The organism is Bacillus sp. TH25, assembly GCF_016650935.1.
GTDB lineage: Bacteria > Bacillota > Bacilli > Bacillales > Bacillaceae_G > Bacillus_A > Bacillus_A mycoides.
The window spans coordinates 180819-193235 of the sequence record NZ_JAEKEU010000038.1 but is presented as its reverse complement, the minus strand read 5'-3'; the positions used below and the strand labels follow the sequence as shown (position 1 = coordinate 193235).

Here is a 12417-nt window from a genome sequence, read left to right as displayed (position 1 = left end):
GTATTAATTATACAATAATAAAAGAGAGGATTCTCAAATGAAAATCCTCTCTCGTTTTATGCGGCAACTTTTTTATGAGTATGCTGTTTTTTATAACGTCCACGCATTGCGTATGCAATTTGCGGAATTGCGATACCGATTAAAATAAGTGATACACCGATCCATTGTGAAGATAGTACAGCTTCTTTTAAAACGAATACAGACATAATTGTTGTAACTGGCAGTTCTGCTGCACCAAGAATAGTTGCTAATCCAGAACCGATTTTTGGAATGCCAATTGTAAAGGCAATAGATGGAATAACGATACTAAATATTCCTAATCCTAAGCCATATTTCCAAAGCCCTTGAGAAATGGCACCGTTCATAATAAATGTTGGCGGGAATACGAGCATTACTAAAGTTAAAGCACCAGCCATTAAAAGAACACCGCGCGGTAATGAAGGCACTTCAACAGCAACTTTACCACTTACGAAAATGTATGTTGCAAATGTAACAGCAGATAATAAGCCTAAAATGATTCCAGTCGTATCCAAATCACCAGCTGATGTTTCTAATAACCCACTTGATAAAAATGTACCTGCAAGTAAGAAGATTACTGAAATAACTTTTTCTCTTGAAGGTAATGTTTTCGTTGTAGTTGCTTCAATGATAATTCCAACCCAAACGAACTGGAATAAAAGTATAATTGCAATAGAAGCTGGTACAGTTTTTAAAGAAGCGTAGTAAAAAATTCCAGTAAAACTTGCAGACGTTCCTGCGAAGAATAAAATTAACATTTGTTTTAGTGGAACACGATGTCTAGAAACTAGAAGTGTAATAGCAAGTAAAATAATCCAACCGAACAAATACTGGCTACCAATTACCTCTCCAAGTGAAAACCCTTCTGCATATGCAAGTTTAACAAAAATAGCTAAAACCCCATAACTACACGCTCCTAATAAAACTAAAAGAGAATAACGAAGCATGAAAAATTCCTCCCATCTATATGAAATTCTTCCGTAACGGACATATATAACTAGAGGGAAGTATACAAAATTAAAAATGAAGGGTCAAATGAAAGAAAAGTGCAAAATTTTATAGAATAATAATAAAAGTATGATATTTATGCATAATCTTGAAATTAATAATAATTAAAGTATTGTAAAATCAGTTTTGCGTTGTATAAAGACAGCATTTGAAAAAAATTTTAGGGTCAATATATGTGTGAAGTTAATTGTAATGTGCTAATGATTTGAGAAACTGTGGAACCTTTGTTATGTTAGTAACAATTAGAAAGAGTTTCATAATCCAATTGAGATTGTTCTATATAATAGAAGGAAATGAAAACGTTTTATTAGAAACTGTTTGCAAGGGGAGTTTTTCTTATTATCACGTTGTTAAAGTGAGTTCACGAATTGTTCATAGTATTTTTATGTGTTTTTGCTACAATATGTAAGGAGAGGAGTGGAATCATGCAAGATATCAGTATTTTTTTAGCGTTTGGCGCTGGATTTTTATCATTTATTTCCCCATGTTGCTTACCGCTTTACCCGGCATTTTTATCATACATAACAGGTATGTCGGTTTCTGAATTGAAAGAAGAAAATGCAATGCTTCGCAAAAGAAGTATGATACATACAGCGTTTTTCTTACTTGGTTTTTCAATTATTTTTATTGCAATTGGATTTGGTACAAGTTTTATTGGAGGCATCTTTACAAATTATAAAGATTTAATTAGGCAGTTAGGTGGTATATTTATCATCGTGTTCGGTCTTATTATTGTCGGTGTGTTTAAACCGAAGTTTTTAATGCAAGACCGTAAATTTACGTTTAAAAATCGTCCGAGTGGCTATTTTGGATCCGTTCTAATTGGGTTGGCCTTTGCTGCAGGCTGGACGCCTTGTACTGGACCTATTTTAGTGTCTGTCATTGGATTAGCAGCAACAAATCCAGAATCGGCAATGATTTATATGATTGCTTACATACTTGGATTTGCGATTCCCTTTTTCGTACTTTCATTCTTTATTACGAAAATGTCTTGGATTAAAAGAAATAGTATGGCGTTCATGAAAGTCGGAGGATACATTATGATTGTTATGGGGATCTTCCTATACTTTAATTGGATGACGAAAATTATCGTATATTTCTCAAGTTTATTTGGTGGTTTTACCGGTTTTTAGTATTATTCTGTGAAAATGTTGGAAATACTAACGGAAAAGCATATAATGAAAGTATATTTTGCATATAGCCACAAAAAAGGATGAGAAAATATGAACATAGTTGTTTTATCAAGTATCGTTGCTGTTTGTATGGCTGTCGGTGCGATGTTTATTCGTTTAAAAGCAGCTAAGAAACCTGCAACATTGAAAAAAATTATACTTCCCCCATTTTTTATGAGCACGGGAGCGTTGATGTTTGTTTTTCCTGAATTTCGATTAACTCCAGCAGAAATGCTAGAAGCAATTGGTGTCGGTTTATTTTTTTCTATTTTTCTTATTAAAACATCTAAATTTGAAATACGCGGACAAGAGATTTATTTGAAGCGTTCAAAAGCATTTGTATTTATTTTAATTGGATTACTTGTAGTGCGTATCGTGTTTAAAACATACTTAAGTCAATCTCTTGATTTAGGACAACTTAGCGGTATGTTCTTCTTACTTGCGTTTGCAATGATTGTTTCATGGAGAATTGCAATGTACCGTTCCTTTACGAAATTACAGAAGGAAATGGAAAAAGAAGACGGTTTTTATAACGAAAAAGATATGAAATTAACGTGAAAATTGTACATGTATAAAATAAAAAATACAGCGTCTTTGACGCTGTATTTTTTATTGGTATTGTTAGCACCTTCTGTCCCAACCACGACGTATAAAACGTAACTTGTCGAAAATAGGGAAATAAAAAATGAAGATTATTTTGCAAGTAAAGATTTGTAATTTGAATAATCAATCTTTTTTTCTTGAAGTTTCTTAATTAAAAATTTATGGTCGCGCTTCGGTGTGGCAACGATATATCCTTGTATAATTAAATCTTGTGTAATTTTTGAAGCGTTTTCCTTTATTGCAAGTTCACCAATTTTACCGGCAATCTTTGACGTGGCAACATCACGAAATAGTTCAGGAACGGGACTTACTAGTTCTTCTAATAATTGTTTTTGTTCATCATCCCATAAATGTCTCGTTTTATTAATATAGTGCTCTTCCCAATCTAAAATGGACATACCGTCTTCTTTCGGTAATCGTTTTAAAAATTTTCTGAACATAAAGTATCCACCGATAGACATAAGTCCTAATAAAATAACAGTCCATAATACAATAAACCAACTGAACCATCCTTCGAGCAAGTGTATCCCCCCTTAATGATTGCGGTTTTCTTTTATTCATATTATAAACAGTGAGATTCATAGAAAGCAAGAACGCTTGATCATTTTGACCAAGCGTTGTGATTTAAACGAAGTATAGTTGTTCAACACATAAAATATCATTGTCATTTTCTACATATTCAATGATGAGTGTGCCAACTTTACGATCTTTATCTTCAGTTGTGAAAATAGAGTAAGAAGTAAAACGTGTTGTTGATAGGCCGCTTATATGTGTAGGTAAAGGAATGTAGTCGTTATCGCGGAAGAATTCCATCAGTTCAATATCTTCAAATTCTTTTCGGTCAACTTGTTTGTTTGTATAGCGGCGTTGAAGTTGTTTTAAAGATGCATTCCAAGAAATTGCTTTTGTGTCGTATACCATTGTTCTATCTCCTTACTGTATGTAATTATTAAGAACATACGTTCTAATCTAGTATACTCTTTTTATAAGAAAAGGGAAAGCAAAAAATAATGTAAGCTTGGATTTCCAAGCTTACATTATTGATGCGTCCGTCATAATCTCTATTTTTTATTATAAGTTACATAAGAATAAGAAACAAGATGCTATATATTATGTTGAAAGTTTTTAAAATTCTGTATATTATCAATGTATTATAAGAAAAGGGAATGAGAGGGATGGTATACGTAATTTCACTTCAAGGACCGATGGCAAGTGGAAAAACAACATTGGCCAAAAGCTTAGAGCGATGTGGGCTTTCAGTTATATATGAAAATCCTTATCCAATTGTAGAAAAGCGAAAAAAATTAAATTTGGATATGTGTACAAAAGAGGGGTTTATTACAAATCAAAAAATGTTTATTGAAGCAAAAATAAAAGAGTTTCAAAATGTGAAAAGTTCAGTCTTGATTTTTGATCGTGGGCCAGAAGATATTGAATTTTATACACTCTTTTATCCGAAAGTGATAGGGAAAGAGTGGGGTATAGAAACAGAATTAAAAGATGAATTGTATAAATTAAGAGAATGCCGTTCGGATGCAATTTTTTATTTAGATGTTTCGAAAGAGAGTTTGTATGATAGGAGAAATAATGATAGGACAAGAAATCGAAGTACATTTGAGGAACAATTTAAATTAGTAGAAGTTGAAAAAGAATGGTATAAACAATTTCCCGTAACTTATGTGGACACTAATATATTATCAGTGGACGAATTAGAGGCATATTTTATAGGGTGGCTAAGGGAGAAAAGGCTATGAAAAAAATATTATTATTCGTATACCCGACATTTGCAGAGTTTGAAATAACGGTAGCAACAGCATTGCTGAAAAAGAAATATGAAATCATTACAGCGGGTTTAACAAAAGAAATGATTATAAGTGAAACAGGCTTACAAGTACAGCCGCATATAGAATTAAGTGAAGTGCGTGTAGAAGAATATGAGGGGATTATCATTCCGGGCGGAGATGAAATACATATGAAAGAGGCGAAACTGCTTTTTTCAGTTATTCGTCAATTTTCTGAGCAAGGAAAATTAGTGGCAGCGATTTGTGCTGGATCGTATGCGTTAGCAAAAGCAGGTTTATTTAAAGAAATCTCTTATACAGTGACCATAGATTATCAAAAATTAGATTGTTTTCCAGTAGAAAATTTTGTGTATACAGAAGTTGTACAGCACGCAAATATTATTACAGCACAAGGACATGCATTTGTGCCATTTGGACTAGCGATTGCCTCCTATTTTGGAGTAGTGAATGAACATAATACAAATTTTTATAGTGGAAAGGGCAATATAATGATGGAGAATCTTTTACCGGAAAACATGTAAAAGCTAGCGAATGCTAGCTCTTTTCTTTTTTACATCGATAAATCACTAACGTTTTCGGGTCGCGCCATATACCGTTGTGAAGTGATAAATCATTTTCTATTTCTTCTTTTAGCCATTCCTTCATTTCGGTGTGAAGGGACATATTATCAGGTATATTCAGCGACGGGAACATGCTAGAAATATAGTTAACGATTGGAGTGGCATGATGAAAAACGAGTGCATTATGAATAATTGTTTCTTCAACAGTTGAAAAAATAGATTGTAGTATCTCTTTACCATTTTCTAAACAAAATGGAGCTACTGCTGGTGATGTTTTTGGTAAGTCAAATGCGTCTAGCATACTGTTACACATTTTAACTATACGAGGCATTGAAACTTTAGAATTTGTTGTAGCTAAAAGTGAGCCACCGGGACGAATTACTTTATGGAATCCTTGAATAGTTTTTTCGACATCTTTCATGTGGTATAACATATGCCTTGCGATTATCAGGTCATAGCAATTAGCTTCGAAAGGAAGTTTACTAGCGTCACCGAGTTTCCATTTAATCATATTATTCGTTATAGCAGCTTCAGAAAGCATAGTTTCGGATTGATCAAAACCAGTTAGATGTCCTTTATGACCATTAGTTTGCAAAAGGGAAAGAAATTTTCCGTTAGCACACCCGACCTCTAATATTTTTTCTTCCCCTTGGAGTTGTAAATGTTCAATGACGACTTCATCTACATTCACTTGTTTTTCTTCGTAATGTTTATGCGTATCGATACGTGTTTGTAAATGGTCACTAACGTTGTATTGGCGTTTTACATCATTCATTTTTTCACATTCCACCTTTATGCAAAATTGCTGAATCGCATGTGTTAATACGTCTGTTTTATTTAAACCTTCGTAATGGAGTACGTCTTCAAACCTTGTAAGTAATTTTTCTTCAATTCGAAAATGAATATCTTTTCGCTTCGCCACTGAAATTTCGCCCCTTTGCATCTGTTAGTGAGACTATAGCACGTCTGAAAAAAATCTGTAAATAAATTGTGTACACAAGTACAAGTATGAGAGGGATAAAAAATTGCTTGAATAATATTTTAAACTATTGACGATTTAACCGTTTTCATATATTCTTAAATTAAGTAATATTCAAATAATTCAAAAGAAATGAGAGAGTCACATGCTTCTTCAAGGAACACATCGAATTGGTCGTATGGCCATGCTGTTGGCACTTGCGGATGAGAATGAAAGTCCCGTATTATCTATTCCGAAAGGTTGGAAATATTGTACTGGGAAAGTTGGTTCTATGAATTCGCAAAAAGTAGTAGCAGCAATGGAAACAGCGGCTAAGAGCAACCGAGTTATTGAAACAGATGTTTACAGAGAAACACATGCACTTTATCATGCAATTATGGAAGCTTTGTACGGAGTGACGAGAGGTCAAATTCAGTTAGCAGACGTTCTTCGTACAGTAGGACTTCGCTTTGCAATTGTGCGCGGTACACCATACGACGGAAAAAAAGAAGGCGAATGGGTTGCTGTTGCACTATATGGAACGATTGGTGCACCTGTAAAAGGATCTGAGCATGAGGCGATTGGTTTAGGAATTAATCACATATGATTTGCCCATAGTCTATTAGTTAGAAGGGGGCCTTATTTTTTAGGACAGGAGTCTGTCTTAAAAAGATAAGGTCCCCTTTTGCCTTTATAAGGAGGAAAAAGAATGATTACGTTAACAGGACACACATTGACAGTTGAAGAAATGAAGAGGTTGTTACTTGAAGGTGAAGGTGTAACAGCTTGTCCAAATAGTATGCAAAAGGTAGCGGAGTGCCGCGAAGTAGTTGAGAAAATTGTAGAGGACGGAAAAGTCGTTTACGGTATTACAACTGGATTTGGAAAGTTTAGTGATGTGCTTATTCAAAAAGATGATGTAAAAGCACTTCAGCACAACTTAATTCAGTCACATGCGTGCGGAATAGGCGATCCATTCCCTGAAGAAGTATCACGCGGTATGTTGATTTTACGAGCTAATACGATGTTAAAAGGAGTATCGGGTGTTAGACCACTTGTTGTAAACATGCTTCTTGAGTTTGTAAATCGTAAAATTCATCCAGTCGTTCCGCAACAAGGATCACTTGGTGCGAGTGGCGATTTAGCACCTCTATCTCATCTTGCTCTTGTTTTATTAGGTGAAGGTGAAGTGTTCTATAAAGGGAAACGAGTTCATGCGATGGTTGCTCTTACAGAAGAAGGACTTGAACCTATTGAACTTGAAGCAAAAGAAGGTCTTGCGTTAATCAATGGTACGCAGGCAATGACAGCGCAAGGGGTTCTTTCTTATATAGAAGCTGAAGCAAGTGCTTATCAATCAGAATTAATTGCATCGATGACAATGGAAGGATTACGCGGCATTATTGATGCATTCGATGAAAATGTTCATAAAGCGCGTGGTTATAAAGAGCAAGTCGAAGTGGCAAGCAGAATTCGTGATATTCTTCATGATAGTAAACTTGTGACAAAACAAGGAGAACTTCGTGTACAAGATGCATATTCACTTCGTTGTATCCCGCAAGTTCACGGTGCTTCTTGGCAAGTTTTAAATTATGTGAAAGAAAAATTAGAAATTGAAATGAATGCAGCAACAGATAATCCACTTATTTTTGATGGCGGTGAAAAAGTAATCTCTGGTGGTAATTTCCACGGACAACCAATTGCATTTGCAATGGACTTCTTAAAAGTAGGGATGGCGGAGCTTGCAAATATTTCAGAGCGCCGTATTGAACGCCTAGTAAATCCGCAATTAAATGACTTACCACCATTTTTAAGTCCAGAACCAGGACTTCAATCAGGTGCCATGATTATGCAATATGCAGCGGCGTCACTCGTTTCAGAAAATAAAACGTTAGCTCATCCAGCGAGTGTAGATTCAATTCCGTCTTCAGCTAACCAAGAAGATCACGTAAGTATGGGAACAATCGCTTCACGTCATGCGCATCAAATTATTCAAAATGCAAGACGTGTTCTTGCAATTGAGATGATCTGTGCGATGCAAGCAGCAGAATATCGCGGAATTGAAAACATGAGTACAGTTACAAAAACGTTCTATCATCAAGGTCGTCAGCAAGTGCCTTCTATTACAAATGACCGTATATTCTCAACGGATATTGAAAATATCGCGCATTGGTTAAAAACGAATTATTCAATAAAGGAAAGATTGGATGTAAATGCAGCACTATAAAACGAGAAAAGGGAGAGATTGAAATGGAAAAAGTACAACAAACAATTCGTGCGGCAAGAGGTACTGAGTTACAAACGAAAGGATGGGTTCAAGAAGCTGCACTTCGAATGTTAATGAACAATTTAGATCCTGAAGTAGCTGAAAAACCAGAAGAATTAGTTGTATATGGCGGAATTGGCCGTGCAGCTCGTAATTGGGAAAGCTACCATGCAATTGTTGATTCATTAAAAACGTTAGAAAACGATGAAACGTTACTTGTTCAATCAGGAAAACCGGTAGCAATTTTTAAATCACATGAAGATGCACCTCGCGTTCTTTTAGCGAACTCAAACTTAGTACCGAAGTGGGCGAACTGGGATCACTTCCGTGAACTAGAGAAAAAAGGTCTTATGATGTACGGACAAATGACAGCAGGTAGCTGGATTTACATTGGAACACAAGGGATTTTACAAGGAACATATGAAACATTTGGTGAAGCGGCACGTCAACATTTCGATGGTTCATTAAAAGGTACTGTAACGATTACTGCTGGTTTAGGTGGTATGGGTGGTGCACAACCGCTTGCTGTAACGATGAACGGCGGTGTTGTAATTGCTATTGATGTAGATAAGCGTAGTATCGATCGTCGTATTGAAAAGAGATATTGTGATCTGTATACAGAGTCTTTAGAAGAAGCGTTAACTATTGCGAACGAGTATAAAGAGAAGAAAGAACCGATTTCAATTGGATTGCTAGGAAATGCGGCAGAGATTTTACCAGAGCTAGTGAAGCGTAATATTACGCCAGATTTAGTTACGGATCAAACATCTGCTCATGATCCATTAAACGGTTATATTCCAGTAGGTTACACAGTAGAAGAAGCAGCGAAGCTTCGTGAAGAAGATCCAGAACGTTACGTACAATTATCAAAAGAAAGTATGAAAAAACATGTAGAAGCAATGCTTGCAATGCAAGAAAAAGGCGCGATTACATTTGATTACGGAAATAACATTCGCCAAGTTGCTTTCGATGAAGGATTAAAAAATGCTTTCGATTTCCCGGGATTCGTTCCAGCATTTATCCGTCCATTATTCTGTGAAGGAAAAGGACCATTCCGCTGGGTAGCACTTTCTGGTGATCCAGAAGATATTTATAAAACAGACGAAGTTATTTTACGCGAGTTCGCGGATAATGAGCATTTATGTAATTGGATTCGTATGGCACGTCAGCAAGTTGAGTTCCAAGGTCTTCCATCACGTATTTGTTGGCTTGGTTATGGCGAGCGTGCGAAATTTGGCCGCATTATTAATGAAATGGTGGCTAATGGTGAATTATCAGCACCGATCGTTATCGGCCGTGACCATTTAGATTGTGGATCAGTAGCATCTCCAAACCGTGAAACAGAATCTATGAAAGACGGTAGTGATGCAGTAGCAGACTGGCCAATTTTAAATGCATTAATTAACAGTGTAAACGGTGCAAGCTGGGTATCTGTTCACCACGGTGGTGGCGTTGGTATGGGGTATTCACTTCACGCTGGAATGGTTATCGTTGCAGATGGAACAGAAGCAGCGGCAAAACGTATTGAACGCGTATTAACTTCTGACCCTGGTATGGGTGTTGTTCGTCACGTTGATGCTGGCTATGACTTAGCGGTTCAAACTGCGAAAGAAAAAGGCGTTAACATTCCAATGATGAAATAAGGAGGAAGAAACATGCTGGACACTTTACTAATAAATATCGGTCAATTACTAACAATGGATCAAGAAGATGGCTTGTTAAGACGGGAAGCGATGAACACGCTTCCTGTTATTGAAAACGGTGCTGTTGGAATTGAAAATGGCGTGATTACTTTCGTTGGAACAGCGGAAGAAGCTGAAGGATTACAAGCGAAAGAGGTTATTGATTGCGGCGGGAAAATGGTTTCTCCTGGTCTTGTAGATCCGCATACTCATCTTGTATTTGGTGGATCTCGTGAAAATGAAATCGCGCTAAAATTACAAGGAGTTCCGTACCTAGAAATTTTAGAACAAGGTGGAGGTATTCTTTCAACTGTAAATGCAACGAAACAGGCATCGAAAGAAGAACTTGTTCAAAAAGCAAAATTCCATTTAGACCGTATGTTATCTTTCGGAGTTACAACTGTAGAAGCGAAGAGTGGTTACGGATTGGATGATGAGACAGAATGGAAACAATTAGAGGCAACTGCACAATTACAAAAAGAGCATTCAATTGATTTAGTTTCAACATTTTTAGGTGCTCATGCAGTTCCGAAAGAGTATAAAGGAAGATCGAAAGAATTTTTACAATGGATGCTAGATCTATTACCAGAGATGAAAGAGAAGCAATTAGCTGAGTTCGTTGATATTTTCTGTGAAACAGGTGTGTTCTCTGTAGAAGAATCAAAAGAATTTTTATTAAAAGCGAAAGAGCTTGGCTTTGACGTGAAAATTCACGCAGATGAAATCGACCCTCTAGGTGGTGCAGAAGCAGCAGCTGAAATTGGTGCAGCATCAGCGGATCATTTAGTTGGCGCTTCTGATAAAGGAATTGAAATGCTTGCGAATTCTAATACAGTAGCAACTTTATTACCAGGAACAACTTTCTATTTAAATAAAGAAAGCTTCGCACGCGGCCGCAAAATGATTGATGAAGGTGTTGCAGTAGCTTTAGCTACAGACTTTAACCCAGGTAGCTGTCCAACTGAAAATATTCAGCTTATTATGAGCATTGCGATGCTGAAACTGAAAATGACACCAGAAGAAGTTTGGAATGCGGTAACAGTGAACTCATCTTATGCCATTAATCGAGGCGATGTAGCTGGGAAAATTAGAGTTGGTCGTAAGGCGGATTTAGTTTTATGGGATGCTTATAATTACGCTTACGTACCGTACCATTACGGCGTAAGTCATGTAAATACAGTATGGAAGAATGGGAATATCGCATATACAAGAGGTGAACAATCGTGGAGCACGGCCACTATTTAAAGAAAAATGCAAAGTTTATCGATCGTGAAGTGACGAAATGGAGCGAAATGATTAAAAATTGGGAGGAAGGTGTGGAAATATTCGGTGCTGCCTTAATTGGAGCGCCCCTTTCTAAACCATCTATTAGTCATTCAGGAGCATGTTTTGCGCCAAAAACAATTCGTTCAATGTTGGATGCATATAGCACGTACGCAATTACAGAAGAACACGATATGAAAGAAAGTGTTCTTCATGATTGCGGTGATATTACGATGCATGTGACAGATATAAAAGAGAGTCATAACCGAATTGCGAAAACAGTTGGTCACTTGACGAAAGTAAATCCAAAAATGATACCAATCGTTCTTGGTGGTGACCACTCGATTAGTTTTCCGAGTATAACTGGTTTTGCAAATAGTAAAGGGAAGGTCGGTATTATTCAATTTGATGCTCATCATGATTTACGTAATTTAGATGATGGTGGTCCATCAAATGGTACACCGTTCCGTAGTTTGCTAGAAAATGATGTGATTACAGGAAAACAACTCGTTCAAATTGGGATTCGTAATTTTTCAAATGCACGAGCGTACCATGAATATGCAAAAGAGCATGGCGTGACAGTGTATACAATGAAAGATGTAAGAGAGCGAAAAATAAAAGATCTTATTTCAGAAAGTATTGAAGTATTAAGAAAACAAGATGTGACTTCTATTTATATTTCTCTTGATATGGACGTACTAGACCAAGCGTTTGCGCCAGGCTGTCCAGCAATTGGCCCTGGTGGGATGGATAGTACAACTTTACTTGATGCAATTGAATTCCTTGGTAAAGAGCCACTCGTTCAAGGGATGGATATAGTAGAAATTGATCCAACTCTTGATTTTAGGGATATGACGAGTAGAGTAGCTGCGCAAGTGATTATGAGTTTTCTTTTAGCGCGAGAAACGATTAGTAAACAGGTTAGTATATAAGCGAAGGATCGTGTGTGAAGTTTTGAAGCAACCGTTTTTGTCATTATATAAAAATACATCGCTACTTATATGTAGTGATGTGTTTTTTTGTTTTACAAGGTATATAAAATTGGAGAAAATGGGTGTAGAAATGTAACAAAACCGCGGGTTTTT

14 protein-coding genes are annotated in these 12417 nt (G+C 36.3%); 10 read left to right on the top strand and 4 right to left on the bottom strand.

All coding sequences use genetic code 11. The features are described 5' to 3' along the window. Window positions 1-56: 56 nt before the first annotated feature. Complete coding sequence (locus JFT89_RS23535; protein WP_201040740.1) at window positions 57-965, bottom strand: EamA family transporter; 909 nt, start codon at window positions 963-965, stop codon at window positions 57-59. A 320-nt stretch (window positions 966-1285) separates the two neighbouring features. Between JFT89_RS23535 and JFT89_RS30685 the strand changes: the two genes are divergently transcribed. The 3 genes from JFT89_RS30685 (at window position 1286) to JFT89_RS23525 (ending at window position 2756) form a co-directional block, all read left to right on the top strand. Next, complete coding sequence (locus JFT89_RS30685) at window positions 1286-1435, top strand: peptidase T (RefSeq protein WP_306475196.1); 150 nt, start codon at window positions 1286-1288, stop codon at window positions 1433-1435. Window positions 1436-1451: 16 nt separating this feature from the next. Then, window positions 1452-2159 (top strand): cytochrome c-type biogenesis protein CcdA, encoded by a 708-nt coding sequence (gene ccdA / locus JFT89_RS23530; protein WP_001152680.1) that lies wholly within the window; start codon window positions 1452-1454, stop codon window positions 2157-2159. A gap of 90 nt (window positions 2160-2249) precedes the next feature. Next, the gene (locus JFT89_RS23525; RefSeq protein ID WP_001028637.1) at window positions 2250-2756 is read left to right on the top strand and encodes a CcdC family protein; all 507 of its coding nucleotides are present in this window, start codon (window positions 2250-2252) and stop codon (window positions 2754-2756) included. Between the two features lie 134 nt (window positions 2757-2890). On the opposite strand, the gene JFT89_RS23520 is transcribed toward JFT89_RS23525, so the two are convergent. Continuing rightward, the gene (locus tag JFT89_RS23520) at window positions 2891-3322 is read right to left on the bottom strand and encodes a DUF2621 domain-containing protein (protein ID WP_016092107.1); all 432 of its coding nucleotides are present in this window, start codon (window positions 3320-3322) and stop codon (window positions 2891-2893) included. 103 nt (window positions 3323-3425) lie between these two features. Further along, window positions 3426-3722, bottom strand: coding sequence for a hypothetical protein (locus JFT89_RS23515; RefSeq protein WP_002033506.1), 297 nt, complete (start codon window positions 3720-3722; stop codon window positions 3426-3428). A gap of 254 nt (window positions 3723-3976) precedes the next feature. Here JFT89_RS23515 and JFT89_RS23510 point away from each other — a divergent pair, with 254 nt between their 5' ends. Both JFT89_RS23510 and JFT89_RS23505 read left to right on the top strand, forming a co-directional pair. Further along, window positions 3977-4555 (top strand): AAA family ATPase, encoded by a 579-nt coding sequence (locus JFT89_RS23510; protein ID WP_201040738.1) that lies wholly within the window; start codon window positions 3977-3979, stop codon window positions 4553-4555. Beyond that, window positions 4552-5124: a DJ-1/PfpI family protein gene (locus JFT89_RS23505; RefSeq protein WP_201040736.1), complete on the top strand. Its 573-nt coding sequence runs from the start codon at window positions 4552-4554 to the stop codon at window positions 5122-5124. The genes JFT89_RS23510 and JFT89_RS23505 overlap by 4 nt, the downstream gene beginning before the upstream one ends. A 13-nt stretch (window positions 5125-5137) precedes the next feature. Here the strand turns inward: JFT89_RS23505 and JFT89_RS23500 are convergent, their stop codons facing one another. After that, entirely contained in the window at window positions 5138-6106 is a 969-nt protein-coding gene (locus JFT89_RS23500) for a class I SAM-dependent methyltransferase (protein WP_002066579.1), read from the bottom strand. Between the two features lie 181 nt (window positions 6107-6287). On the opposite strand from JFT89_RS23500, the gene hutP reads away from it, so the two are divergent. The 5 genes from hutP (at window position 6288) to hutG (ending at window position 12264) form a co-directional block, all read left to right on the top strand. Continuing rightward, the gene (hutP, locus tag JFT89_RS23495) at window positions 6288-6728 is read left to right on the top strand and encodes a histidine utilization transcription antiterminator HutP (RefSeq protein ID WP_000926519.1); all 441 of its coding nucleotides are present in this window, start codon (window positions 6288-6290) and stop codon (window positions 6726-6728) included. A gap of 102 nt (window positions 6729-6830) precedes the next feature. Then, on the top strand, window positions 6831-8348 hold the full coding sequence (gene hutH, locus JFT89_RS23490; protein WP_002066582.1) for a histidine ammonia-lyase: 1518 nt from the start codon (window positions 6831-6833) through the stop codon (window positions 8346-8348). Between the two features lie 23 nt (window positions 8349-8371). Beyond that, window positions 8372-10030 (top strand): urocanate hydratase, encoded by a 1659-nt coding sequence (hutU, locus tag JFT89_RS23485; protein WP_002137750.1) that lies wholly within the window; start codon window positions 8372-8374, stop codon window positions 10028-10030. Between the two features lie 12 nt (window positions 10031-10042). Continuing rightward, complete coding sequence (gene hutI, locus JFT89_RS23480) at window positions 10043-11314, top strand: imidazolonepropionase (RefSeq protein ID WP_002167822.1); 1272 nt, start codon at window positions 10043-10045, stop codon at window positions 11312-11314. Further along, window positions 11293-12264, top strand: coding sequence for a formimidoylglutamase (gene hutG / locus JFT89_RS23475; protein ID WP_002128542.1), 972 nt, complete (start codon window positions 11293-11295; stop codon window positions 12262-12264). The genes hutI and hutG overlap by 22 nt, the downstream gene beginning before the upstream one ends. The last annotated feature ends 153 nt before the right edge of the window (window positions 12265-12417 follow it).

Bases quoted from the DNA above. Each gene is read 5' to 3' on its own strand.
- hutI (WP_002167822.1), top strand. From the start codon at position 10,043: ATGCTGGACACTTTACTAATAAATATCGGTCAATTACTAACAATGGAT.
- hutU (WP_002137750.1), top strand. From the start codon at position 8,372: ATGGAAAAAGTACAACAAACAATTCGTGCGGCAAGAGGTACTGAGTTA.
- JFT89_RS23500 (WP_002066579.1), bottom strand. From the start codon at position 6,106: ATGCAAAGGGGCGAAATTTCAGTGGCGAAGCGAAAAGATATTCATTTT.
- JFT89_RS23515 (WP_002033506.1), bottom strand. From the start codon at position 3,722: ATGGTATACGACACAAAAGCAATTTCTTGGAATGCATCTTTAAAACAA.
- hutH (WP_002066582.1), top strand. From the start codon at position 6,831: ATGATTACGTTAACAGGACACACATTGACAGTTGAAGAAATGAAGAGG.
- JFT89_RS23535 (WP_201040740.1), bottom strand. From the start codon at position 965: ATGCTTCGTTATTCTCTTTTAGTTTTATTAGGAGCGTGTAGTTATGGG.
- ccdA (WP_001152680.1), top strand. From the start codon at position 1,452: ATGCAAGATATCAGTATTTTTTTAGCGTTTGGCGCTGGATTTTTATCA.
- JFT89_RS23505 (WP_201040736.1), top strand. From the start codon at position 4,552: ATGAAAAAAATATTATTATTCGTATACCCGACATTTGCAGAGTTTGAA.
- JFT89_RS23510 (WP_201040738.1), top strand. From the start codon at position 3,977: ATGGTATACGTAATTTCACTTCAAGGACCGATGGCAAGTGGAAAAACA.
- hutP (WP_000926519.1), top strand. From the start codon at position 6,288: ATGCTTCTTCAAGGAACACATCGAATTGGTCGTATGGCCATGCTGTTG.
- JFT89_RS23525 (WP_001028637.1), top strand. From the start codon at position 2,250: ATGAACATAGTTGTTTTATCAAGTATCGTTGCTGTTTGTATGGCTGTC.